We start from the raw sequence: 26,108 nt of genomic DNA on the forward strand, positions 1-26,108 counted from the left end.
TGCGTAAAGCTCTCACCAGGCTCTTTACTACACACACTCTTATACACATAGAAAAACTCTTTTTCAATTTTATATATTCTCAGTTGATTGGATACGAACTCTAATTCGTAACATACCGAAAGACAAAAGAAAACAAACCGTAATATAAGTTACGATTTGTAACTCTTCTGTAACACAAATGTAACATAAGGTTTTTGAATATACAATAGTTTTTTTACATTATTTTCCCCAATCTACATTTTAAGGCGCTAATACAGTGCCAAAACGAGTTTCATCTCCACCTGCTATTGGACTATCATCCTTTGAATACTTTAGGAAATAGACCTCTTTTCTAAAGTACTCAAATTAATTACATAGATAACTCTTTTTTCACCCAAATATTACGAAGACCTTTAACCTTGTACTTTCACATTAAATATATAGCTAACTTTTTTGATATAACCACATTAAGAAAATAGGACGCACTTTGTCTTCCTTTTTGTTTTTATTGGTATCGAGTTCTTGTGCTAGATGCTTTTTTTATGCCAAATAAAATAAAAAATGCACCTCCAATTGTTAGACCGTGTCTAACAATTGGGGTGCACTTCAATACTTGAAGGATACCTTTTCTCTTTTATTATCTCTGCTGTTTTCTACCTAATACGAGTAATCCAAAACTCATCATTACAAGAAATGCTCCCATATATGGTTCCACAGGCATTTTCTTTCCTGTCTTCGGTAATTCTTTTTCAGGTTTTTCTGGATTTGGTGTTCCAGGCTTCTCTGGCTTCGTTGTTTCCGGTTTTTCTAGATTTGGTGTTCCAGGCTTCTCTGGATCCGTTGTTTCCGGTTTTTCTGGATTCGTTGTTCCAGGCTTCTCTGGATCCGTTGTTTCCGGTTTTTCTGGATTTGGTGTCCCAGGCTTCTCTGGATCCGTTGTTTCCGGTTTTTCTGGATTTGGTGTTTCAGGCTTTTCTGGATCCGTTGTTTCTGGTTTCCCTGGGCCTGGTGGTGCTAAAGAAGTCAATTTGTTTAATACTTCTAATTGAACTGAACTTATCATTCCCTTTGTAATTTCAAATGGAATTGGATGAGTTAATTTTTCATAACCTTTTGGTGCTTCTACTTCTACAAGTGTGTAGTGACCTACAGATAAGTCTGAGACTTTCGCTTTTCCTTCTTTATCTGTTGTTACTTTCGTTACTACTTTTCCTTTTTCGTCATGAACTTCAAACACTGCCCCTGATAATACATTCTTACTTTCAGCATCCATTTTTGTGATTTCTACATTCCCCGTATCTACCATTTCATTTTCTACAGTGAACGCTAGAGATTTTGTCATACCTTTTTTGATTTCGAATGATACTGGTTCTGTTAACTTTTTGTAACCTGGTAAGCTCTCTACTTCTACTAGCTTGTACTTTCCTACTGATAAATCTGCAACTGTTGCTTTTCCAGCTTTATCTGTCGTTACTTTCGTTACTACTTTGCCTTTTTCGTCTTGAACTTCAAAGACTACACCTGCTAATGGTGCCTTATTATCTTTATCTATTTTTGTGATTTCTACATTTCCCGTATCTACCATTTCATTTTCTATTTTTAATGATAGAACTTCTGTCATACCTTTTTTGATTTCAAACGATATTGGTTCTGTTAATTGTTTGTAACCTGGTAAGCTTTCTTTCTCTACTAATTTGTATTTTCCTACAGATAAGTCTGAGACTTTCACTTTTCCTTCTTTATCTGTCGTTATTTCGGTTACTACTTTGCCTTGCTCATCTTGTACTTCGAAGACTACGCCTGCTAATGCTTTTTGACTATCTTTATCTACTTTTGTAATTTCTACTGAGCCTTTGTCTAACTGTTCATTCTCTACTTTCAATGATAAGACTTTTGTCATACCTTTTTTAATTTCGAATGATACTGGCTCTGTTAATTTTTTGTAGCCTGGTAAATTCTCTACTTCTACTAGTTTGTAACTTCCTACAGATAGATCTGAAATTTTCGCTTTTCCTTCTTTATCTGTTTTTACTTTCGTTACTACTTTTCCTTTTTCATCTTGCACTTCGAATGTTACGCCTTCTAATAACGCGCCACTTTCTTTGTCTACTTTTATAATTTCTACTGAACCTTTATCTACTAATTCGTTCTCTACTTTTAGTGATAAAATTTCTGTCATACCTTTTGTAATTTCAAACGATACTGATTTCGCTAGTTTTTTATATCCTGGTAAGCTCTCTACCTCTACTAGCTTATATTTCCCTACTGATAAATCTGAAACGTTTGCTTTTCCTTCTTTATCTGTCGTTACTTTTGTTACTACTTTATCCTTTTCATCTTGCACTTCGAATGTTACGCCCGCTAATACTGCGCCACTTTCTTTATCCACTTTTGTAATCTCTACTGTTCCTTTATCTAACAGTTCGTTCTCTACTTTTAGTGATAAAACTTTCGTCATACCTTTTTTGATTTCAAACGATACTGGTTCTGTTAATTGTTTGTAACCTGGTAAGCTTTCTTTCTCTACTAATTTGTATTTTCCTACAGATAAATCTGCAATTGTTGCTTTTCCTTCTTTATCTGTTGTTACTGTCGTTACTACTTTTCCTTGCTCATCTTGTACTTCGAAGACTACGCCTGCTAATGCTTTTTGACTGTCTTTATCTACTTTTGTAATTTCTACGTTACCCTTATCTAACATTTCATTTTCTACTGTTAAAGCAAGAGATTTTGTCATACCTTTTTCAATTTGGAAAGTAATCGGATCTACTAATTGCTTATATCCTTTTGGTGCTTTCACTTCTACTAGCTTGTATGTGCCAACTGATAAATTAGTGACTTGTGCTTGTCCTTTTTTATCTGTCGTTATTTTAGCGACTACTTGTCCTGCTTCATCTTGAACATCAAATACTGCATCAGCTAAAGCATCTTTATTTTCTTTGTCTACTTTTTTAATTTCTACATTTCCTGTATCTACTAATTCATTTTCGACTGTTAGCTTTAATGCTGTTACTCTGCCTTTTTCAATTTCGAATGAAATTGGCTTTTCAAGTGGTTTGTATCCTGCTGGTGTTCCTACTTCCACCAACTCATACTTTCCAATAGATAACTCTGAAACGTTTGCTTTTCCTTCTTTATCTGTCGTTACTTTTCTTACTACTTTTCCTTTTGAATCACGTACTTCAAATACAACATCTTTTAATGGTGCTTTACTATCTTTATCTATTTTTATTATCTCTACATTTCCAGTATCCATCATTTCATTTTCTACTTTTAATGATAGTATCTTGGTCATGCCCTTTGTAATTTCAAATGATACTGGTTTTTCTAGCTTTTTATAACCTGGTAAACTTTCTATCTCTACTAATTCATACTTGCCTACAGGTAAATCTGCAACATTTGCTTTTCCTTCTTTATCTGTCGTTACTTTTTTAACTTCGTTACCTTTTTCATCTTGGACAACGAACGTTACTCCCGCTAGCGGTGCTTTATTATCTTTGTCTATCTTTGTTATCTCTACATTCCCCGTATCTACCATTTCATTTTCTATTTTTAATGATAAGATCTCGGTCATGCCTTTTGTAATTTCAAACGATACTGGCTCTGTTAATTTCTTATAGCCTGGTAAGCTTTCTTTTTCTACTAATTTGTACTTTCCTACTGATAAATCTGCAATTGTTGCTTTTCCATCTTTATCTGTTGTTACTTCTTTTACTACTTTATCTTTTTCATCTTGTACTTCGAAGACTACACCTTTTAATGCTTTCTGGCTGTCTTTATCTATTTTTGTAATTTCTACTGAACCTTTATCTAACTGTTCATTCTCTACTTTCAATGATAGGACTTCCGTCATACCTTTTGTAATTTCAAATGATACTGGTTCTTTTAGTTTCTTATAACCTGGTAAGCTTTTCGCCTCTACTAATTTGTACTTTCCTACTGAAAGATCTGAAACGTTTGCTTTTCCTTCTTTATCTGTTGTTACTTCTTTCACTACTTTATCTTTTTCATCTCGTACTTCGAAAACTACGCCTTTTAATGCTTTCTGGCTGTCTTTATCTACTTTTGTAATTTCTACTGAACCTTTATCTAACTGTTCATTCTCTACTTTCAATGATAGGACTTTCGTCATACCTTTTGTAATTTCAAACGATACTGGCTCTGTTAGTTTCTTGTAACCTGGTAAGCTTTTCGTCTCTACTAATTTGTACTTTCCTACTGAAAGATCTGAAACGTTTGCCATTCCTTCTTTATCCGTCGTTACTTTTTTTACTACTTCACCTTTCTCATCTTGAACTTCAAATTCGACACCCGCTAATACTGAACCGTTTTCTTTGTCCACCTTTGTAATTTCTACATTACCTTTGTCTGTCATTGCATTTTTTACTGTTATTGGGAATATGCCGTCCCCTGTTACATTTACTTCGAACTCTGTTTCTTTTAATTGGTATCCTTCAGGCGCTTTCGTTTCTTTTAACATATATTTCCCTGGCGCTAACGGTTTAGAGATTGCCTTACCATCTTTATCTGTAACAATATGCTCAACTACTACACTGTCTTTTACTATATCAAACTCTGCATTTGCTAATGGTTTTTCACCATTTTCCGAATCAATTTTCTTTAATTCAATTTGACCCTTTTGCAAAGTATTTTTGACTTCAATGGCTTTTGTTTCACCAGCTTGAAGTGTAACCTCTACTGGAATTGTTGATTTTTGATATCCTTCTGGCGCTACTGTTTCATAAATTTTATACGTCCCAGGAGCTAAAGTTTGAGGTACTGAAAAGCCGTTTTCGTCCGTTATCAGTTTTGCAACAACTTCATTTGCACTATTTCGAACTTCAAATTCGGCACCTTTTAACCCCTTGTTCGGATTCTCAGAATCTATTTTATGAATCGATACTGTACCGTCTTTTGGAGCTTCAGGCGGCGTAACAGTTACTTCTTTTGATGTTAATGTTTTATCATCAAAATGTAATTCCGCTTTATTAGGAATCTTCTTATCTACGTATGAAGATAAATCTGCATTGGCTTTAATTTTCGCCTTAATATTCAAGTTAATTACCTGGTCTTCATATGACTTATAGTCAAAATTCTCACCAAACGTAAATGTTACTTCACTTCTTTGTTTATCTATATTTAACGTTCCTTTAGAAGTAATATCTTGGCCATTTTGATCATACACTTTTGCCTCTAATACTTCTAAAACATCTTCTAAATCATCACTAATTACCATAGATGTGTATTTAGGAGGATCGTTTGGTATATGTATACCAACTTGGTATTGAATAGCTTGATCGATTTGTGTTAACTGCTGATTCTCTACAAGTTTATCTTTCTCATCAACTATATTTTTTTCAATGCTAGGTGGATTATTGTCACCTGAACCTGTTCCTCCCCCACCACTTACGAATACTTCTCCAACTTTTTCTTCAGTTACAATATTTTTACCTTCTAATTTCACAGTATTTTTATGAGGCTTTGCAGCAGGATTAGTAATCTTTGTTTTATATCTTAAAATATAACCTTTTGAACTGTCTGGAAACTCAATTGTAAATCCAGTTTTCATTGCATTAATTTTAATTTTAGATAAATCTGCTGGCTTAATATTTGTTGCTGCATAGCCATCTTCAAACACAGCCTCTTCTAATACTAAGCTATCTGTAATTAATTCATGTCCAGGTCCTAATGTGTCTGTTAATTTAAGATCTTGCATTTCTGTTCCAGTTGCATTTACATATACCGTCCAGTCTGCAATTGAAGGATCTTCCTGATTATAAGAACCCCATTTCATTAGATTATCTGTATTGGGCTGTGGCTTCGGTCTCTCTGTCGTATTATTTACACTTACTTCTTTATTTACGATTTGACCATCAACGTTAAATTCTAATGGGATTTTTTTAATACCATCATATGCTTCTAGACCAAAATAAAATTCTACGAATAAAGAACCTTTAATGTTATTCTTTCCTTCTACGTAATCACCCATAGTACATGTCAATAGACCCTTTTTCATCTCACATGTACCAACTGTTTTTCCTTCAGCATCTTTTAAAGGAAAACTCATATTCATAAGATCTTTTCTAAATTCTTTTGGCATATCAATTGTGAATTGATCACCACTTTTTATTTTTTCTTTAGCTGACCACTTCACTTCTACTTTCATGCCATCTGAGGCTTGATATGGTTCAGACGTTGTACCATCAGTACGGGAGATATTAATCTCGTCCACTGGATTTTTTATCACAGCGGCTTGAATAACTGGAGCCCACACATTTAGCACTGAAAATAATACTAGAAAAACTAATGAAACCATTGAAATATGCCTTTTAGTACTTTTCATTTGCATAATTCCCTCCTATTTTTTATATTTATATAACAAAAAAAGACCGTCCGGTTGCATCAAAAATGTGCAACCAGACGATCTTAGTAACCAATATGTATTACCGTAGACTCTAAGCTTTGCGGCCTATCCTTTCGAATAGTGTGCTAAAAATATTTTTTATTCTTTTTTTGTTTCATTTTCCTCTTAAACCAAATATTACTATACCGTCTGGACGGTTATAATTCAATACTCTATAAAATTGTTCTATTTTTCTAATAAAAAAAATAATTCACCACTACATTAAATAAGTAATGGTGAATTATTTTACATTATATAGTTTGTATATTCTATTTATATGAATTATAGATAAGAGCTTGAATTACTTTTTCTCTTAATTCGGGGCTTAATCTTCCAACCCCTAAATATTCCGAATACCATAATCCATCTGCTGCTAATCTAATAATTGTGGCACAAACTGAATCTATCTCATCATTTTCTATTTTATGTTGCAGTTGCTGAAATGATTGTTGTAACGGTTCAAGTAATTCAGGTTTTAGCATTAATGCTGCCATCATACTACTACCCAGCTCTTCTACTCTTCTCTCATTACTTAATCTTTCCTCTACAAAAGAACGTACCCACCTTCCTTTCTTCTCTAAGTCTTCCGCTACTTTATTGTGAATAGCGTCTTGATACTCCTCGGTCCCTTTGAGTATCATGCCCTCTATTAAAGCCTCTTTGTTTGAAAAGTGATACAACAATCCACCTTTACTTATCCCCGCCTCTTTTGCTACCGCTTCTAAGGTTAATTTAGCAACCCCTTTACATTGCACAATTTGAGAAGCAGCTTCTAAAATCTTTTGCCGTGTTATACTTGTACTCATTCCTTTTTAAAACCCCATTTCTACTAAATTTATATAAATACGTATCTTATTTTTAATATCGCTGAGTAATAATAAATATTTTCTTTATACAACAAAAGCTTCATTGCCTTTGAATTGTTCGTTACTTCTTCTATTAAAAATTTCCATATCATTCAATATGATAACATTAAATACACAAAGCTGACTATACATCTATACTTTATGTTTATTCCTAATATATCCATTAGTGAAATTTACTTCCTTCTTTTTACCTTATAAGACGGCGTTAATCCTTTCATCGTTGCATAAAAAAATGTTATTACTCTTGTTACATTGAGTAATAACATTTTTTTAAAGCTATTTAACAAGTTTGCTTCCAACTAGCATCCTTCACATCTTCACTAGTCGGCTTTCTAACTGATCCAACAAAACATTCCTCGCAAGCACCAAATACAATGAAATTTTTCTGTGCTTGCCTTAACGAAACTTCATTCGCTCCGCCTTCAAAGTCATGATCGTTAAACTGAACCTCATCATCTTCCCAATAACATATATTACAAATTTCATATGTACCTGGTGGTGGTTCTTCTTCTATTGTTTTATATCCGCAGCATGGACATGTATGTTTCATTTTGTCACTCCATTATCAACTTTTTCTCCCATATATTCCGACTCACAAAGAATGTAACAGCGCAAATCACAGTTATCCCCATGAAAAAATTATTAGAATCTTCATATGTAGTTGGAATCCCTACCGTTACGAAAACGATACTAAAAGCTAAAAGTAGATATAATAATAAAGATATAATATAGCTCAATTTAAATCGTAAAATGATACCTCTAAACAATAGCTCACCAAGAAGACATCCACCTAAAATAATAGGTACTCCGAAATACAATGTAAGGACTCCCATTTGCGAAGTAGATTGAATTACCTTTCCAATTATGTTCGGCGACGTCCCCTCATTAAAATTTTCTATCCTATCATATAAATCAAGTGCCGTTACTGAAATAAAAAAACTTAATATAGAAAATGAATACGGAATTAAAAATTTGCTCACTCTCATTCACCTCACTTTTTCCCTTCCCCATATATTATTCATTATTTTCACATGAAAAAATAGCCCGTCTTCTGCAAAAGACGAGCCATTCCACTTAATTCTCACTTATTCTCTTCTTATACCAATCCTGCATTCTCTCCGCATCTTCTACTCTCGTATGCTCTAATTTATACTCCGATGATGCGTTAGAGAACTTATACGTACATAAATTTGCTCGGCGCTGGAAATATGATTGTGTCTTTTCCATTGATTGGACGTGTCTTCTTCTAACAAGTCCTGTATATTTTCCCACGCTACGATATACAAGCGTGATTTGCTCTCCATTTACACTGTAACCATTTGTTTTAAATGTTGCGTACCCAAGTGTAAAGATGAGGATTGCGAGCGGTAGTAATGCCCACATGATGTAGTGCTTTTCAAAGTATATACTTATCCCAGTAAGCGGGATTGCTAGCATTGCGAAAAAGATGAAACTATCAATGAGATAGCGGCGTAATGCTGTTTTTGGTAATGAAATAATATTTGTATTCAGTTCGTATGGTAATTGTAAATGCGCGAGTAACTGTTGTACGCGATCTTTTCGAATGATAGGATGCAGCGTAACTTTTTCTTTTTCGTCACCCATTCCCTTACTTTGAATCACTTCTACTTGCACAGCACAATAGCCGAATGGCTGACGTAACATACTTTCTTTTATCGTAATACCTTGAATACGATGTAATTTTAGTACAAGCTCTTTCTTTTCAAGCAAACCTTGCGAAATGCGGACTTCGTCATTCCTTCGATTCACTGTGAAATCTCCATGTTTTAGCGCATAACCGATTGTCGATATAATCCACGAAAGGACGATCAAAATGGCTACCATGAAAATCCAGCCATATATATCATGTTCCATTACATACGACTTTACGCCATTCTCTATCCATTTTGGAATGTACTCATCTACTTGGTGGTACACGAAAAAGATTAATGAGAATAATAGTCCAAACTGACCAGATGTAACAGATGCTAATAAAATTTCTTTCCAAGTTAATTTGTATTCTGTCGCTTGTTTTTCTTCTGTAACGATTTCTTTTTCGACTACTTTTTCTGATGTATCTTCTGCTTTCACTTCTGGAGTTGGCTCATTTAGCATTGCAATAAGCTCTGTTGCCTCTTCTACTGTAATACCAGCTAAGCTAACTTCTGCATCATCGCCTCCGCCAGCTGTTTCAATCTGAATTCTCTTTAAACCGAGCATTTGATATAACACGTTAGAACTTGTGTTAATCGTTTGAACACGTTCTTTATTTAAATAGCTCTCCTTCTTCACAAAGAGCCCTTGTTTCACATGCAATACGTTATTTTCAACCCAATATGTTGTGTAATACCATTTTTCAAACGCTGAAAAGACAGTGAGTAAACCGAATCCAGCGGGAATTAAATACCAAAATGGAAACTTTCCATTTAAACTAAACATGAAAATAATGAGTGGTATAAAGTCTGTTATTTTTAATTCTAATAACATCGTGATTGGATGCTGCCTCTTATACATCCTCATCACTCACTTTCGCTAATTCTGCGATTTTCGTTTTCAACATTTCAGCTTCATACATCGTTAAGCCTGGGATGCTGTGAGAAGTTGCCGCCGTTGAAATGTGTAATTCTGCTAAGCCATATTTTCTCATAATCGGCCCTTGTTCAATCGTCACGTGTTGTACACGAATCATCGGCACTAATACGCGCTTTACGACGAAAAGACCGTGCTGAATTTCAAGCTCTTCTTCATTTAATTGATAACTGTAATAACGTTGACGTAGTTTCGGGAATAAGAAGTACGAAAATGGTGCGAACGCAACTGTTAGCCCAATCATCACATACAAAATCCACGCCCACCAATCAAACTTTATCATGAGGAAAAGGTAAGCTAAAATAACGAGGATACCAATCCCTTCTTCAATGACAGCACGAACTTTCCACACCTTGACCATGTCAGGGTGAATTTCATTCTTCAATGGATCCATGTAACCACTCCAAATCTAGTAATCTAATATATGAATACTCTCAAATTATATTTTACATAACTTTACAGGGAATTGAAATTCAATCTTCTTTCTTCTCGGGAATAAAATATCCGAACCAAAGTAGCCAAATGAAACCGATTAGCTTCATCCAACTTCCATCCGCTTGAAAAGCTTCTATCATGCCTGGAATTTTATACACTCCAATGAACCCAAGAAAACCGAGCCACCAGTTTTTTTGCATTTTCACTTTTATTCCTCCTTCATTACGTTTTTCACATTTTGAATCCAAATTTCTTTATACTTTAACTGGAATCCCATCAGCATGTAATTACTCATATTATCGATCACAAGCGCTAACGTATGAGCATTTTCTTCCGTTGCCTGTTGTGAAACAACGTCAAGTTCTACACCTTTCTTCAATAAATCGTGAAAACCATTTAAGAAATCTTCTTGTATTTCAAATAAGCGTTTCTGATACTTTTCATTTCGCGATGCAGTTACGATAAATTCATTTATAACGCGTAATATTCCTTCTTGCCCTTCATATTCAGAGAGCATATGTAAACCATCTGAAATTAACTTTTCTGTAAAGTTTTCTTTCGTATATTGTTCTTTATCGAAATAACTCACGAAATGATACCCAGAAAAAATTTCTTCAAATAAAAAATCGACTAACGCTTCTTTAGAAGAAAAATGATAATAAATAGCCGGTTTTGAAATACCTACCTCTTTCGCAATCATAGAAAGGCTCATCTTCTCAATACCGTGCTCTGCCATAAGTTTAAATGATGCCTCGACAATGTTTTGCGATGTTTGTAAATTCTTTGTCATACTGTACCTCACTTATTTTTACTTACCGGTCGGTAAGTAAATTATAAAATGAAACGAAATGATTTGCAAGTTAGTTAACGCTACGGAAGGAATTTATTGGTAAATACAGAAAAGTATAAAGTAAAAGCAACATATAACAATAAGGAGGATATTCCTATGGGACTTGGTGGTAAAGGTGGTAGTGGTGGCACTGGCGGCGGTGAAGCTGGACAAGATGGTAAGGGCGTTAGTAGCGGTTATATAGTACTCATTGTGCTCTTTATCATATTAATCGTAGCTGGAGTCGGCGGCTATAGCGGACTCGGTCTTTAACTTTCATCAGTAAGAAAAGCACTGGCTATATAAACGGCCAGTGCTTTCTATTTTCATTATTGATCATCCACAATAATATACGCTGTTCGGATTGGCCCATGTACACCTACGACAAGGTTCATTTCAATATCTGCGCTATTTGATGGACCAGAAACGAAATTCACACAAGCGGGCAGTTTTTTTCCTGATGTATTTTGGTCATGGATCATTTTTGTAGCTTGGGTTAATCTTGGCACGATCGTACTTTTAGGAACAATTGCAATGTACGACTCTGGAAGAAGGCTAACATGTCTTCCCTTTAACCCGTCATTAAATAGTACAACGGTTCCTGATTCTGCCAGGGTCATATCACTGAACGTAATGCCAAGGTCAGCAGCTTTCGCAAATGCTATGTCCTCTTCTTTATGATCCAATCCCCAAATACGAAAATGCGTTGTGCCTTCACTGTTGAAAAGTGGAGTAAGGCCGTACTCATGAAAGCGCTCATCGTTCGCATACATTGCGGATTTAATATTCCATTCTTTTAGTAAAGATTGAAATGTTTCAACTAGATTTTCCTTCGTTGTTCGCTTTACTTCTGTATGAATGACTTCGCAGTGCTCCATTAACTGTACTACAAGTTCGTCTTGCGCGAGTCCGTCAAAAACAGTCCACTGCGGGGCAAAAGACCATTTCGGCTTTTCCACTGCTTCTGGACGTTTCCTACCAAGCTTTTCTGATAATTGGAGTAAAAATTCCTCACGATTTTGGATGGCCATCATCGTTCTCCTTTACGTGTTTTTCAAACCACTTTCGAAACGGTTGTTTTTTCGGAACCGGGAAATCTCTCGCATCTGTCCAAGCTTTTAACGGCCCAATGCCACGCTCGATTTTATCACCTTTCGCAAGAGGTTTTAATGCATACGGAGCGCTCTTCGCCGCAAAAGAAAATAAGCTAGGACTCTTCACTACTTTTTCAAAACCTTTCATAGCCGCATTCCAAGCTACAGGTGATCGTTTTTCTTCTACAATGCGGCTGCGATGTTTAATTAATAAGTCGTGTAACGGGATTTTCACTGGACATGCTTCTGTACACGCACCACAAAGGCTAGAGGCATAAGGTAAATCCTTATATTCATCATATCCCCCTAAAAGCGGTGTCAACACAGCTCCAATTGGCCCTGGATAAATGGAGCCATATGCATGTCCACCAATATGCCTGTATACAGGACACACATTAATACATGCTGCGCAGCGAATACACTGTAGGACACTTTGGAATTCTGTCCCTACAATATCAGAACGACCATTATCCACAATAACTAAATGAAATTCCTCAGGTCCATCTGTCCCGCCAGGCTCCGTTAATCCTGTAATATAACTCGTTAACTTTTGTCCTACAGAACTTCGGCATAGAAGTGTTACTAAAACATCAAGCTCTTCCCATGTCGGAACAATACGCTCCATTCCCATAACTGTAATTAACGTTTTCGGAAGTGTCGTAGTAAGTCTTGCATTTCCTTCGTTTGCTACGATAGAAATGGACCCAGACTCTGCAACTGCAAAGTTACATCCAGTCACTCCTATATCCGCCGCAAAGAAATCATCTCGTAAATAGCTTCTTACAAACCTCGCCATTTCCGTAGGGTCAGATGTTCCAGTGTAATTTAACTTTGTTTTAAATATTTCACAAATATGTTCTTTATCTTTGTGAAGGCACGGAACAACAATATGTGACGGCGGATCGTGGTCGTTCACTTGTAGAATAAATTCAGCAAGATCTGTTTCTAACACTTCCGCTCCAGCTTCTTCAATTGCCTCATTCAAACTAATCTCTTCCGTTACCATCGATTTTGATTTCACAATTTTTTTCGCATTTTTCTTTTTTACAATCTCTTTTACATATTCCCTTGCGTCTTCGGCCGTCTTTGCAAAATAAACAAAACCACCGTTTTTCTCAATATTCTCACTCAGCTCATATAAATAATAATCAAGGTTTTCTAATGTATGCTTTCGAATTTCTTCTCCTAAAGCTCGCCATTCTTCCCAATTCCCAAGACTCTCAGTCGCTTTTAATTTCTTGCCCCTAAGACCATCTTGTGCTTTCCTAACAGCCTGTCGCATAAATTGATCACCAATACCGGTTGCAGTACGTTTATGAAAGGGATCGTTCCCGATTTTCATTCCCATCTTTATTTCCCCCTCTTATTTTCGGTCTTCATTTAATACTTGAGCGATATGTTTTACATCAATTGGATAGCCATTTCGTGTTAAACGTCCTTTTATATTCATTAGGCAGCTACAATCCATCCCAATTAACAAGTCCGCACCGGTTTCCATAATATGCTTTACTTTTTCATCGACCATTTGTTCAGAGATTTCTGGCATTTTCACTGAAAATGTTCCTCCAAATCCGCAGCAATCATAATTATGTGGCAACGAAACAACTTCTAGTCCCTTGACGCATTTTAATAATTTTTGTGGTGGTTCTTTAATTCCCATTAATCGGCTCATATGACACGATGTATGAACCGTTGCTTTTTTATGAAGCTCCGCACCTAAGTCTTCTTTCCCTAATACTTCAACGAGAAATTGTGTAAATTCATACGTTTTATTCGCAAGCTCCGTCGCTTTTTTCTTCCACTCCGCTTCACTGTCAGAAAATAAGCTAGAAAACTCGTGAACCATCATCGCGCACGAACCCGATGGTGCCACAACATATTCTGAACTAGAAAAGACTTCAATCATATGTTTTGCAGCTGTTTTTGTTTCTTTCACGTACCCGCTATTATAGGCAGGTTGTCCGCAGCAAGTTTGGCTTTTAGGAAAATCAACTTCACAGCCTAAATCTTCAAGAATTTCGACGACATCACTTCCGACCTCTGGATAAAAAACATCTGCCACACAAGTGATAAAAATTGATACTTTCATATTTGCACCCCTACATACAATAAAATAAGCTCAAGTAACTCTATTTGTATATTATTGGTAAAAAGATGAAAAATATGAATAGAAATATGAAAAAAAGACTCTCAAATTTGAGCATAGTCATCAACTTTAAAAATGCATTGTTCTTAAAACGAAAAAAACGAGTTGAATTCACATAAATAACTGTAAAAAAATTAAAAATTTTGTTTAGGGGGTACTTAAAGACCTTAGCTTGATGGGTATGTGACGGTGCCTCATGCTCACCAAGCTAGTTAGTGTCTGTTAAGTAAACCTTATGGATTTGTATATCTCATCCATCCACTTTCAGATTGTTTCGCTTTATACTTCCCATAAGACAGAAGCTTCATTGCCGAGCGATTGGCCGCATGAAAAACCAAGTTCAGCCTCCATTCTTCCTCCATTTCACTAGGTGGTGGATTCACAAAAAAACGCCATCCTTTCTTATGATTCTACAGAAAGAATAGCGTTTTTTTCATTTTAGGGGATTTTGTTCAACTGGAAAAGATACCCGAAATATTAAAGCATCTTTGGCTAGATAACCACCTTTACACTGATTCCACCATCGCTCTACTGAATATCAAGTTCACTGCAATCACGATGACTGCACCGATAAGGGTTGCCAATACACGGTCGAACAGAATGATAAACTGGAACGGCTTGCCGGCTTCCATGATCAAAATAATGAGCGGGATCATCGTTGCAGAGTATACAAGATAATTTCGAACCTTTAGAAGAGGTCGAACACCTGCGAATAGTCCGATACTTATAACTACCCCCCAAATTGGTAGACTAGTTGCGAGAAGCAAGCTCGCAACAATCACGCCGATTACTGTACCAAGCACTCGTTGCGTTGTTTTGATTGGAAAGAGTTCTATTTTCCGCTGAGTAAGGATCGCTACGGTAATTGCAATCCAATAGAAGTGGTGCTCGGGCCAAAGTATTCGCAATCCCTCAGCTATACCTAGACATAATGCGAGCCTGATTGGGAATTGCCAACCGGATAGGTGTGAAAGAGAATTCCGCCATAGAATGATTTTTTTCGATATTGGCCCTTTCACATCTCCATCTAACGATGATTTATAACAACGGTGTACCCAGATGCCTAGCACCAAGCTGATACTGACGGTCCAAATCGCCCCTGCTAAGATTGAAAAAATTAGTTCCATCCTGTACTCCGTCTGGTCGACCATGTTGAGGATGATGATCAGGAATATGACAAAGCGTGTTGTTGCCACCGCCAAGGCACGACTATATCCGCCAATTAACGCAGCAAGGCTTACTAGCAGGATCAAGACTCCAAATGTCAGATAGCCATGTCCGAAAGAGAGAACAGCAGCAATCGCAGCGAGCACTACTGATATTAGCGCTGATGCCAACTTTTTTCCGTGATTTATAAAACTCGAACCGACTTTCACGCTACTGACTGCCAAACTGCCGACCGATGCAGCAAAACCAAGAGCGGGATAGCCTAGAACTGTGGCGAACAGAACAGGTCCGGCCATACCTATGCCGGCGGAAATGAGTTCTACTATTTCTACCTTGGCCTCCTTAGACCAAGAAAACACTTGAGCCCTGTATGTCTTTACATTCATCTATAGCACCTCTTCCGACCCAAAGAGTAGGGTATACAGTTTAATAATAGGCTCTTTCTTTAATCCATGGACATGTGGTGATACCTATGTCCACCAAGCTAATATTTTGAAGTATCCCCAAAATGAAAATTTTATCTTTCCAGAGTTATTTATAATAATTCAGCTCATTTTTTTCGATATGGGAAATGCCAATTTCTTAAGCTGCTGGCGATGTGGCGAGACCCTACTTATAAGTAATTGATTAGAGGTGGTACAGATATTGTTATGGTTTAATAAGATTTCCGTAAATATATTATAGAAACTGCGCTCCATTCCTTCATTCGACAGGGAATAATAAATATAAAAAAGAAGGCATCCTAACTGTGGAAGTTAGGATGCCTTCTTTCTTATAAAGCAAATCAATTTCTATTAAGCAATCGCATACGATAACAATTCATCGTCACTTCTCCAAGTCTTTGCAGTAATTGATAGTTCGCATATGCACCGACTGGGGCACCGATTATTGGTACGAGCTGAAGCATTTTTGCTAAATCGATATAGTCTCGGTACTCTGTTTGGAACTTTTCCCAGTCCATATGATTTTCTTCTTCTGTATCCCACGTTTCGATTGCTTTCCATATTTCTTTTCGGTGATCGTCACTTGAAAAAGCAAGTTGAAAAACATGAAGGATAAAAAGGCGCTCCTCTTTGTTACTTGTATCAAATCCGTACAATGTTGCGGCATCGAATAAAAATTTAATTTTAATGCCGAGTAAAAGCGGAAAGTCGGCAAGGCCAAGGAGAATACCACCTGCTCCCGTCCCTGCTCCTTCTGCCGCTGCTATTTTTTTGTACTCATCCATTTTTTTACGTACTTCGTCGTCTCGTCTTTGCAGTGACCAGTTCGTCTCTTTTAATTTCGGCTTTATAAAGTTTGACCCGGCACTAATTGTTTGCACCATCATCCGAATCGTTTCTGTTAATACTTTTTGTACTTTCGCCGGAATAAGCTGTTGTACTTTCGTCTGCACTTTCTTTGAGAACCGTGTCATCATAGAAGAATCTTTCATGAATGTAGCTTTCCACTGCTCCAGCTCTTTTATAACCTTCTCTTCATATGTAATCATAGGTTCATTCCCTTCAATTTAAACGCTCAATACGTTTTGCCCCGTATTGATAAACGAAACCGATACTAAATACTATGCTTACGACTAGTAAAATTCCCGTCATCATGAAATCTTTCGTCGCAAGGGCGAATATAACTGTAAATACAACGCTGCCGATCATAAGGATCGCATTTAATAAAGTAAGAAAATCTTTCTTCTTCTCTTCTCCCCCTACCGGATACAAATCAAGCCAAATCTTCATGCGGTGATGCTTCCATAAAGTTAATAGCTGATAACCGATTAAGTATAGGAAAATAAGGCTTACAATAAATCGTCCATATAAAAACGGAATGAAGTAAAGAATAACTCCTCCAAGCGCGAGCAGGCGCACATATAAGCCAAAATAGTTACCAGATCGTAAAAACGTTCTCGTATATAAGTATAAATATGTACGCTTCTCACCAATCATCGAAAGAATGAAATCAAGCCATTTTCTACGTGCTACTCTCTCTTTTAATGCTGGTACATCAACGAACATATTCGCGATGCGGTACAGCAGCATCATTTTCTTACCTTCTTCAGAAATTAAATACTCCCAGTTTAGCGGCTTTCCCTTCACCATTTGATGCAGGATAGCGAGATATAACACCATAAGAAGAACGATTCCGCCAATAAACATAACTGAAGTACGCTCTACAAGGAAGTATACAAATAAGCCGTTTAAAATAAAACGAATGAACCAATCAGCCCTTTGTATATTTTGATCTGTTAAAAATGATTTTTCCCATGCGACGAATAAGTTCCACGCTTTTACAATGACAAACGCGATTACAATCCATATGTAAGCTGCACCTGTTTGTTTCATTTGCTGGAAGTATAACGGAGCAAGCGCTGCCGCCACGATTGCGATTATGTATAACTGAATCATAAACGTAAAGAGAAATGCCTTTGTGAAGTAAGGTTTTAACTTTTCTTCAACTGGCAGTAAGTAAACGAGATCCGCTTCTTTTAATAACGTTTGGATGGATCCCGCCGTTAATACGAGACCAAGCAACACTGCCATAACGAGCGCTGTTGGAAACGAAGGTGTTAACGTTTGTAACCATTGCTGGTAATAGTAGGCTCCTGCGCCGATGATGAATACGAAAATAAATTTCAAATGATCATTAAATACGTATTTACTATATGTACGAACTTCTTTTAGAAAGTGACGAAATCGTTCTTTCCATAATGCTGTGCTATTCATAATCTTCTTCCTTCGTTAATGCAATATAAATATCATCTAACGTTGCACCTGGCATACTAAACTGTGATTGCAGTTCAGATAATGTTCCCTTCGCTCTTACTTCGCCTTGATGCAAAATAATAAACGAATCACAATAACGCTCTGCCGTCGCTAAAATATGTGTACTCATTAAGATTCCTGCACCACTCTTTTTCATTTGATCCATCATTTGAAGTAGGGATTGAATCGCTAACGGATCAAGCCCAACGAACGGTTCGTCCACGATGTAAAGAGATGGTTCCACTAAAAACGCACTCATAATCATTACTTTTTGTTTCATCCCTTTTGAGAAATGAGATGGAAACCATTTCAAACGATTTTTCATGCGAAATTCTTGTAATAGTTGTCCTACACGTTCTTCATATTGTTTTTCATCGACACCGTACGCCATCGCCGTTAATTTCAAATGCTCTTCTAGCGTTAGCTCGTCATATAATACTGGTGTTTCTGGGATGAACGAAAAACTAGAACGGTACGCTGTCATATCATCACGAATTGTTTTCCCATTAATTGTGACAGTTCCTTTTTTCGGTTCCATTAAACCGATAATATGTTTAATCGTCGTACTTTTACCAGCTCCATTTAAACCGATTAAGCCGACAAGTTCGCCTTTATTAACAGAGAACGAAACATCTTTTAGTACAGGTCGTTTCGTATATCCTCCTGTAACATTTTCTACACGCAATAACTCGCTCATACGACACCACTTTCTTCATTAGTATTCATTCTATATTCATCTTACCAAAAATGGCGCTGTACTACATAGTATCGATGTCTTAAAAAAAATTTAAATTTGTTAGCATATATTTTTACGAAAGCGGACATCATAATTAGTGAAGAAGGAACACATTGAAAAAGCGACCACCAATTGATGAGTACAACAACATAGTGAAGTCATCATGAAATGGGGTGTCCATGTTGGACAAAGAAATTTACACATAACCAGATCATTTGTTTCATTTTAGAAACGGGGTGTCTCCGAAAGAGCATATACTGTTTTAAAAAATAAACAATTTCCTTTTATAAAGATTGCAATTCATTTCACTTGAAAATGGGGTGTCTACGGCAGAAACTTTAGCCGATTTACCGTGCATTTCTTAAATAAATGAGGTGTCTGCGAAACGTAAATTACGATAATGCTTTTTCAATCCCTCTTCAGAAAACAGGAAGCTGAGTCAGCTTCCTGTTTTTCGTGTTTGTTCTCTTATATAATTATGGTAAAATACGGCTAAGGCTATTTGAAAGGATGAGATCAATGAATCATACAGCGGATAATTGTATTTTTTGTAAAATTATTGACGGGCAAATCCCTTGCTCAAAAGTATACGAAGATGAACATGTGCTTGCATTTTTAGATATTAGTCAAGTAACAAAAGGACATACCCTTGTTATTCCAAAAGTTCACAAACAAGACATTTTTGCGTTAACGCCAGAAATCGCGTCACATATTTTTTCTGTCGTTCCGAAAATCGCAAACGCGATTAAAGCAGAGTTTAATCCAGTTGGCTTTAACCTACTTAACAATAACGGTGAAAAAGCTGGACAAACTGTGTTCCACTTCCACCTTCATTTAATTCCACGCTACGGTGAAAACGATGGTTTCGGTGCTGTTTGGAAATCACATCAAAATGAATACACAATGGAAAATTTACAAAACATCGCAAGTACAATTGCAAATAGTGTAAAATAGTGACACTATAATAAGAAGTAATACATAGCAAGCCACTTTCCTAAAGTGATTACATATTGCATGGCTTGTTTCTCCACTTAAGATGCCGGGGACTGTGCACTGCACACTTTTCTTTCCCTTGTCTTACAGATATGCATATTTTTTCACATCATGAATACGAACAAAAAATAAGGAGGTTTCCTTTTATGTCAAAAGCTAAATCCTTTATTACAGGTGTCATTTGCGGCGGAGCAGTTGCTGGATTAGCTGTTCTTTTCTCTACCCCTTCTTCTGGTAAAGCTATGCGCAGTAAGCTGAAAGAAAAAGGAACTGATATTAAAAAAACTTTAGCTGATATTACAGCTGATACAAAATTATTAAAACGTCAAATCGTTGAAACTGCTTCAGAAGGTAAAGAAGTGTTTCAAGAATTAAAAGACGATATGCACGATACGCTTTCTAACTGGAAGCAAGATATTTCTCAAAACAAACGACATATTGAGCAAGAGATTTTGGACATTCAAAAATCAATTGAGAAACTGCAAGAAGCTGTTCCGGAAAAAGCGTAAACAAATTCCTGCTTAGTTTTTTGCATATAACAAATATTTTTTATATAAATTGACCTTAACACGGCATATCACATAGATATGCCGTGTTTTTATGCATTTACAATATATGTTATCACTTAACATGTATGGACAACACATGTATTCGTGACTCATAAACCGCTTCCATAGTTATGCATGATTTGTATAGAATGTCATTTTTTTAAAAAATTTTCACAATTCTCACAAAAAGACTTTATTAATTTTTATTTTACTGGCATAATAGATAGTAATGAAAAAGAATGTTAAAGTGGGTGAGTAAATGAAAAGTGGAGAAAAAGATTACTCGGTAAAAGAAGCGATGATTTTCAGCCAACGCATTGCTCAATTATCGAAAGCGTTATGGAAATGTGTAGAGAAAGATTGGCAGATGTGGATTAAGCCTTATGATTTAAACATCAATGAGCATCATATTTTAACAATCGCTTATCATTTAAAAGGGGCTTCTATTTCTGAGATTGCTAAGTTTGGAGTTATGCACGTATCAACGGCGTTTAACTTCTCGAAAAAGCTGGAAGAACGCGGCTATCTTGTATTCTCGAAAAAAGAAGATGACAAACGAAATACGTACATTGAAATTACAGACAAAGGGGAAGAATTACTACTTCGCTTAATGGAGGAGTATGATCCTGAAAATAATTCAGTGTTTAATGGGGCTCTTGCACTTCGTAATTTTTATGGGAAGTTCCCAGAAAATATCGAACTGATTGCTATCTTGCGTAATATTTACGGACAAGACTTCATCGATATTTTTGAGAAATCATTAGAAGATATTGAAGAGAACTTTACAGAATCCGATCAGAAGTTAGTTAAGAAGTAATCTATTTATTTTTTCGCAATCATGCTTAAGAATTCATTCATAAGCGGCTTAAATAAACCTTGTTTTGCTAGCGCTTCCGCAGTTTCGTGTACTTCGAGCTGATGTGGAAGCGCTTTTTCAAATTGATCTAACAGCGCATCGAACAAAAGAAGCCCTTCTGCTTTCTCCACTACATATTGCTCGTTCAGTATTTCACAAAGATTTAGTATACGTTCAATATCTTTTTTACGAGCTTTTTTCTTTATGATCAAAGAATAAAATGGACACTTTTCTTCATCAATCATTTTAAATAGTAGGTCTACGTAGTATTCAGCTTGTTCTAATCTTCTAACAACGTCCATTTTCTCCCTCACTTTCTAACACAAAGTCTTCTATTTCTGAATTTTATAACACGAACAAAATATCGTATGATACAATATATAAAGTATATGTATTTTAGCCAAAAGGAGGTCTCGCCTCATGACACTTATAACAGTTGTTTTTGTCGCATTCGCACTTCTTGTTATATTTTACACGAATTTCATGACACATACACTGTGTGAACGAAAACAAATAGCTGCGAGCCGCCAACCCGGTGTCTTTCGGGTTATTAATGTATGTATAACAATTTTATTAATTTCTAGTTATATAGAAATTATATTTCATGGAAAGTGAGGAAGGAAAGCCCTTTCCTCACTTTTTTCCTCTATAAGCAAATTATACCTACTATAACCAATAAAATAAACAGTACAAGTAATAAAATAAGTTGAGAATTCATCCCCATCCCCTCCTCTTTTCTATATATGCGGCATGCGCCCAATAGGCTACACCTTCAAAATCTGACACACACTGGTTAATTTTTCTTTATCAATATGAAATCGAGTCGAAATATGATATATTAAATTTTGTACATATTGCTTATACTATGAAATAAATGACACGCATCTTAACTTTATCCTCAGCCTCGGTAAGCCCTGTTAAGCGCGCTTTACCAACGAAAAAAGCAAAAGTATCAGTGAGACTTAATCGGGCTCTTATGAACCAAAATTCATTGGTGTGGGATAAATTAAAAATACATAATAGTAGGAGTGTTTATCGAATGAAGAAAGCTATGCTTGCCTTAGCCGCAACAAGTGTAATCGCATTATCAGCATGTGGAACATCATCATCAGACAAAATCGTTACATCTAAAGCTGGTGACATTACAAAAGACGAGTTCTACAATCAAATGAAGACACAAGCTGGTAAACAAGTATTAAACAACATGGTTATGGAAAAAGTACTTATTAAAAACTACAAAGTTGAAGACAAAGAAGTAGACAAAAAGTTCGATGAGATGAAAAAACAATACGGTGATCAATTCGATACACTATTAAAACAACAAGGTATTAAAGAAGAAACTTTAAAAACTGGTGTGCGTGCTCAATTAGCGCAGGAAAAAGCTATCGAGAAAACAATCACTGATAAAGAACTAAAAGAAAGCTACAAACCTGAAATTAAAGCAAGCCACATTCTTGTAAAAGATGAAGCGACTGCTAAAAAGGTTAAAGAAGAACTTGGACAAGGTAAATCTTTCGAAGAGTTAGCGAAACAATACTCTGAAGATACTGGTTCAAAAGAAAAAGGTGGAGACTTAGGATTCTTCGAACATGGTAAAATGGTTAAAGAATTCGAAGATGCTGCTTATAAACTGAAAAAAGATGAAGTAAGCGAACCTGTAAAAACACAATTCGGTTACCACATCATTAAAGTTACAGACATTAAAGAGCCAGAAAAATCATTTGAGCAATCAAAAGCTGACCTGAAAAAAGAGTTAGTTGCGAAGAAAGCACAAGACGGCGAATTCATGAACGATCTTATGATGAAAGAAATCAAAAAAGCTGACGTAAAAGTTGACGACAAAGATTTAAAAGATCTTTTCAAAGAGCAAAAAGCTGACGCTAAGAAAGACGAAAAGAAATAATGAATTGAAAAAAGCTTGGGCTTAGGCCCGAGCTTTTTTGTATACTCTCTTCTCTCGATAAATGAAATTATAAGGTTAATTCTCAAATAGATTAACCTTGGTCCTAAATATAGCAGCGATTTTTCAATTATATCGACTCACCAGTAAAAACTGACAGTGATTGCGATCCCCTCTTCAAAAACACAAAAAAACCTTGATCCACGTAGCACGGACCAAGGTTTATCTTATTATCATTGATTAAATGAAAAAATTATGTTAAATTAGTACAGAAACACGTTTTCTAAAATGGAAGGAACGTATTTATCCGTATCTTAATTTTACACCAAAACACATCTTCAGTCAACCCCTATTTTTCACTTTTAAAGGAGTGCTTATTTATGAATAAAAAACTTGATCTAGAGCAAAAAAGATTGGATACCGTAATAGAAACCATTACGGAGCAAATTGATAAACTGGAAAACGAAACTGGCAGACGCCGGGCAGAAGTAATCCATATTCGTAAACACTTCTGGGATGACGTGAAAGTGAATACTGATACTTTTGATGATTATCTTGAAACAGTTATCAACTTAAGACAACAAGCTCAGTCACTAGCTGTCACACAAATTACCCATAAGCACACCTTTAATCGACTTGCCGCATTAAGACGCATGCATAAAGCACCTTACTTCGGACGAATTGATTTCAAAGAAGAAGGAGAATCTGCTGCAGAGAAAATTTATATCGGCGTAGCTACACTTACTGATGCAAGCGGAGAAAACTTTCTTATATATGACTGGCGCGCACCCATTTCGAGTGTGTACTACGATTATCCACCAGGACCAGCCGAATATAGTACACCAGGAGGCGTAATCCACGGTAATGTGGAGAAGAAATTACAATACATTATTCAAAATGGCGAGATTGATTCTATGTTCGATACGAGCCTTACAATTGGTGATGAAATCTTGCAACAAGCGCTCGGAAAAGGTACGAACAAACATATGCAAAGCATCGTTGCTACAATTCAGCGCGAGCAAAATGAAATTATTCGTCACGATGAAGGCCGACTACTTATCGTGCAAGGAGCTGCTGGTAGCGGTAAAACGTCAGCTGCCCTGCAACGAATCGCCTACTTACTATATAAATATCGCGAATGGTTAAAAGCAGATCAAATTATTCTCTTCTCCCCTAACTCTATGTTCAACAGCTACGTATCTAACGTATTGCCTGAACTCGGTGAAGAGAATATGCAGCAAGTTACATTCCAAGAATATTTAAACCATAGACTAAGTAAGTCATTTGACGTTGAAGATCCTTATGAGCAATTAGAATATATGTTAACTGAAACGAATAGCCCTACCTATAAAACGAGAAATGCTAGCATTCGATTTAAAGCATCTACTCAATTTTTCGAGATGATTAGAGCGTACAGACAATCCCTTGAATCTTCAGGCATGCTATTTAGAGGAATGAAATTTAGAGGAAAACTAATTGTTTCTGCAAAAGAAATTACAGAGCAATTTTACAACACTGACTCCTCCCTCCGCTTCCATAGTCGAATTGAGAAGTTAACAGATTGGCTAAATAAACAAATAGATGCACTTGAAAAGACAGAACTGAAAAAGCCTTGGGTAGAAGAAGAAATTGAACTACTTAGTAAAGATGAATATCAAAAAGCTTATAAATACTTGCAGAAAAAGGGCGAGTTTGACGACAACTCCTTTCATGATTTTGAGAAAGAAACGAAAGTACTTGGACGTATGATTGTCCGCAAAAAATTGAAGCCACTTCGTAAAGGTGTTCAAACATTACGTTTCATCAATTTCACAGGAATATATAAACAACTCTTCACAGATGCATCATGGGTTACTGGAGAAAAACCGAAAGAGTGGGATGATATTTGCTCATTAACAGTAAACATGCTCGATGAAGGAAAGCTATATTACGAGGATGCGACTCCATTTTTACTTTTAAAAGAGTTAATTGAAGGCTTCCAAACGAACAGATCGATTAAACACGTACTCGTAGACGAAGCGCAAGATTATTCGCCGTTTCAGTTCGAGTTTTTGAAACGTCTCTTCCCTGCTGCAAGAATGACGGTACTTGGGGACTTTAACCAAGCGATATTTGCCCATGCGAGTGAAGCAGTGAATTTCAATACACTTACTAGCTTATACGGACCAGATGAAACGAACGGCATCAACTTAACTCGTAGCTATCGCTCAACAAAACCAATTATTGAATTTACACGTGCCCTCGTACCAGAAGGAGAGAACATTCACGCCTTTGAACGTGACGGCGAGAAACCTACAGTGACCAAAGTATCGAATGACAACGAACTGCACGAGCATATTACTGCCAAAGTTGCTGAACTACAAACAGAGAAGCACAATACGATCGCAATTATATGTAAATCCGCTGCCGAAAGTGCCGCTGCCTATGAGGCACTTAGTAGCATTGAAGGTATTAAACTTGTGAAGAGTAGCTCAGCCGAGTATGAGCAAGGCATTGTCGTGATTCCTGCTTACTTAGCGAAGGGTATCGAATTTGACGCTGTTATTATTTACGATGCCTCTCAAGATGTGTATAGTGATGAAAGTCTACGCAGATTGTTCTACACTGCTTGTACGCGCGCGATGCATGAATTACAACTATATAGCGTTGGTGAGGTTAGTCCTTTTATACTTGGGGCTAATTCGGAGAGTTTTGAACTTATTACACCTTGATAACAATCAGGGTGTTTCTTTTTTTGTGCAGGACTTACACCTTTAAAGTAGAATATATCTTTTTTTAAAGTGACGTTATTTCCTTTTAAAAACAAGTATG

Annotated in this window: 25 protein-coding genes and 1 riboswitch; of the genes, 7 read left to right on the top strand and 18 right to left on the bottom strand. The window is 36.3% G+C overall.

All coding sequences use genetic code 11. From position 1 onward, the window contains the following. Window positions 1-616: 616 nt before the first annotated feature. From QCI44_RS22720 to QCI44_RS22755, 8 genes are all read right to left on the bottom strand, one after another. Entirely contained in the window at window positions 617-6,328 is a 5,712-nt protein-coding gene (locus QCI44_RS22720) for a SpaA isopeptide-forming pilin-related protein (protein ID WP_098986628.1), read from the bottom strand. A gap of 59 nt (window positions 6,329-6,387) precedes the next feature. After that, a riboswitch (cyclic di-GMP riboswitch) is annotated at window positions 6,388-6,480 on the bottom strand. A 171-nt stretch (window positions 6,481-6,651) separates the two neighbouring features. After that, on the bottom strand, window positions 6,652-7,188 hold the full coding sequence (locus QCI44_RS22725) for a TetR/AcrR family transcriptional regulator (RefSeq protein ID WP_016088996.1): 537 nt from the start codon (window positions 7,186-7,188) through the stop codon (window positions 6,652-6,654). A 340-nt stretch (window positions 7,189-7,528) separates the two neighbouring features. After that, window positions 7,529-7,798: a CPCC family cysteine-rich protein gene (locus tag QCI44_RS22730; protein ID WP_098986627.1), complete on the bottom strand. Its 270-nt coding sequence runs from the start codon at window positions 7,796-7,798 to the stop codon at window positions 7,529-7,531. A gap of 4 nt (window positions 7,799-7,802) precedes the next feature. Beyond that, window positions 7,803-8,228 (bottom strand): hypothetical protein, encoded by a 426-nt coding sequence (locus QCI44_RS22735; protein ID WP_016088998.1) that lies wholly within the window; start codon window positions 8,226-8,228, stop codon window positions 7,803-7,805. Between the two features lie 94 nt (window positions 8,229-8,322). Next, window positions 8,323-9,762 carry a PH domain-containing protein gene (locus QCI44_RS22740; RefSeq protein WP_016133850.1) on the bottom strand — a complete coding sequence of 480 codons (1,440 nt, stop codon included), beginning with the start codon at window positions 9,760-9,762 and terminating at the stop codon, window positions 8,323-8,325. Further along, the gene (locus tag QCI44_RS22745) at window positions 9,755-10,231 is read right to left on the bottom strand and encodes a PH domain-containing protein (protein WP_000371356.1); all 477 of its coding nucleotides are present in this window, start codon (window positions 10,229-10,231) and stop codon (window positions 9,755-9,757) included. The genes QCI44_RS22740 and QCI44_RS22745 overlap by 8 nt, the downstream gene beginning before the upstream one ends. A gap of 79 nt (window positions 10,232-10,310) precedes the next feature. Continuing rightward, window positions 10,311-10,478: a hypothetical protein gene (locus tag QCI44_RS22750; RefSeq protein WP_000783815.1), complete on the bottom strand. Its 168-nt coding sequence runs from the start codon at window positions 10,476-10,478 to the stop codon at window positions 10,311-10,313. Between the two features lie 2 nt (window positions 10,479-10,480). Further along, window positions 10,481-11,062 (bottom strand): TetR/AcrR family transcriptional regulator, encoded by a 582-nt coding sequence (locus tag QCI44_RS22755; protein WP_016089000.1) that lies wholly within the window; start codon window positions 11,060-11,062, stop codon window positions 10,481-10,483. 156 nt (window positions 11,063-11,218) lie between these two features. Here QCI44_RS22755 and QCI44_RS22760 point away from each other — a divergent pair, with 156 nt between their 5' ends. After that, window positions 11,219-11,374: a sporulation protein YjcZ gene (locus QCI44_RS22760; RefSeq protein WP_116349160.1), complete on the top strand. Its 156-nt coding sequence runs from the start codon at window positions 11,219-11,221 to the stop codon at window positions 11,372-11,374. Window positions 11,375-11,430: 56 nt separating this feature from the next. Here the strand turns inward: QCI44_RS22760 and QCI44_RS22765 are convergent, their stop codons facing one another. The 8 genes from QCI44_RS22765 to ecsA all read right to left on the bottom strand — a co-directional run bounded on the left by QCI44_RS22765 (window position 11,431) and on the right by ecsA (window position 18,961). Next, window positions 11,431-12,132, bottom strand: coding sequence for a LutC/YkgG family protein (locus QCI44_RS22765; protein WP_353811450.1), 702 nt, complete (start codon window positions 12,130-12,132; stop codon window positions 11,431-11,433). Further along, window positions 12,113-13,543: a LutB/LldF family L-lactate oxidation iron-sulfur protein gene (locus QCI44_RS22770; protein ID WP_016089003.1), complete on the bottom strand. Its 1,431-nt coding sequence runs from the start codon at window positions 13,541-13,543 to the stop codon at window positions 12,113-12,115. The genes QCI44_RS22765 and QCI44_RS22770 overlap by 20 nt, the downstream gene beginning before the upstream one ends. Before the next feature lie 15 nt (window positions 13,544-13,558). Further along, the gene (locus QCI44_RS22775; RefSeq protein WP_016089004.1) at window positions 13,559-14,284 is read right to left on the bottom strand and encodes a (Fe-S)-binding protein; all 726 of its coding nucleotides are present in this window, start codon (window positions 14,282-14,284) and stop codon (window positions 13,559-13,561) included. Between the two features lie 290 nt (window positions 14,285-14,574). Next, the gene (locus tag QCI44_RS22780) at window positions 14,575-14,724 is read right to left on the bottom strand and encodes a hypothetical protein (RefSeq protein ID WP_016089005.1); all 150 of its coding nucleotides are present in this window, start codon (window positions 14,722-14,724) and stop codon (window positions 14,575-14,577) included. A gap of 123 nt (window positions 14,725-14,847) precedes the next feature. Continuing rightward, entirely contained in the window at window positions 14,848-15,894 is a 1,047-nt protein-coding gene (locus QCI44_RS22785; RefSeq protein WP_016089006.1) for an FUSC family protein, read from the bottom strand. 398 nt (window positions 15,895-16,292) lie between these two features. Beyond that, window positions 16,293-17,000, bottom strand: coding sequence for an ecs operon protein EcsC (gene ecsC, locus QCI44_RS22790; RefSeq protein WP_000634133.1), 708 nt, complete (start codon window positions 16,998-17,000; stop codon window positions 16,293-16,295). A gap of 13 nt (window positions 17,001-17,013) precedes the next feature. Beyond that, complete coding sequence (ecsB, locus tag QCI44_RS22795; protein WP_016089007.1) at window positions 17,014-18,225, bottom strand: ABC transporter permease EcsB; 1,212 nt, start codon at window positions 18,223-18,225, stop codon at window positions 17,014-17,016. Then, a complete protein-coding gene (ecsA, locus tag QCI44_RS22800; protein ID WP_033659641.1) occupies window positions 18,218-18,961 on the bottom strand; it encodes an ABC transporter ATP-binding protein EcsA in 744 nt (247 codons plus the stop codon). The genes ecsB and ecsA overlap by 8 nt, the downstream gene beginning before the upstream one ends. A gap of 558 nt (window positions 18,962-19,519) precedes the next feature. On the opposite strand from ecsA, the gene QCI44_RS22805 reads away from it, so the two are divergent. The 3 genes from QCI44_RS22805 (at window position 19,520) to QCI44_RS22815 (ending at window position 21,358) form a co-directional block, all read left to right on the top strand. Beyond that, on the top strand, window positions 19,520-19,954 hold the full coding sequence (locus QCI44_RS22805) for an HIT family protein (RefSeq protein WP_001016840.1): 435 nt from the start codon (window positions 19,520-19,522) through the stop codon (window positions 19,952-19,954). A gap of 185 nt (window positions 19,955-20,139) precedes the next feature. Next, a complete protein-coding gene (locus tag QCI44_RS22810; RefSeq protein ID WP_016089010.1) occupies window positions 20,140-20,502 on the top strand; it encodes a YtxH domain-containing protein in 363 nt (120 codons plus the stop codon). A 298-nt stretch (window positions 20,503-20,800) separates the two neighbouring features. Next, window positions 20,801-21,358, top strand: coding sequence for an HTH-type transcriptional regulator Hpr (locus tag QCI44_RS22815; protein ID WP_000834918.1), 558 nt, complete (start codon window positions 20,801-20,803; stop codon window positions 21,356-21,358). Between the two features lie 5 nt (window positions 21,359-21,363). Here QCI44_RS22815 and QCI44_RS22820 read toward each other — a convergent pair whose 3' ends face one another. After that, entirely contained in the window at window positions 21,364-21,699 is a 336-nt protein-coding gene (locus tag QCI44_RS22820) for a DUF1878 family protein (RefSeq protein ID WP_000383651.1), read from the bottom strand. Window positions 21,700-21,817: 118 nt separating this feature from the next. Here QCI44_RS22820 and QCI44_RS22825 point away from each other — a divergent pair, with 118 nt between their 5' ends. After that, window positions 21,818-22,012, top strand: coding sequence for a hypothetical protein (locus tag QCI44_RS22825; protein ID WP_000172690.1), 195 nt, complete (start codon window positions 21,818-21,820; stop codon window positions 22,010-22,012). Window positions 22,013-22,043: 31 nt separating this feature from the next. On the opposite strand, the gene QCI44_RS22830 is transcribed toward QCI44_RS22825, so the two are convergent. Beyond that, a complete protein-coding gene (locus QCI44_RS22830; RefSeq protein ID WP_002007073.1) occupies window positions 22,044-22,157 on the bottom strand; it encodes a hypothetical protein in 114 nt (37 codons plus the stop codon). Between the two features lie 279 nt (window positions 22,158-22,436). On the opposite strand from QCI44_RS22830, the gene prsA reads away from it, so the two are divergent. Next, window positions 22,437-23,300, top strand: coding sequence for a peptidylprolyl isomerase PrsA (prsA, locus tag QCI44_RS22835; protein ID WP_000710056.1), 864 nt, complete (start codon window positions 22,437-22,439; stop codon window positions 23,298-23,300). Window positions 23,301-23,677: 377 nt separating this feature from the next. Continuing rightward, window positions 23,678-26,008, top strand: a complete 2,331-nt coding sequence (gene helD, locus QCI44_RS22840; protein WP_016133846.1) for an RNA polymerase recycling motor HelD — start codon at window positions 23,678-23,680, stop codon at window positions 26,006-26,008. The last annotated feature ends 100 nt before the right edge of the window (window positions 26,009-26,108 follow it).

Origin of the sequence: Bacillus cereus group sp. RP37 (genome assembly GCF_040459695.1) — a bacterium.
Taxonomy (GTDB): Bacteria; Bacillota; Bacilli; order Bacillales; family Bacillaceae_G; genus Bacillus_A.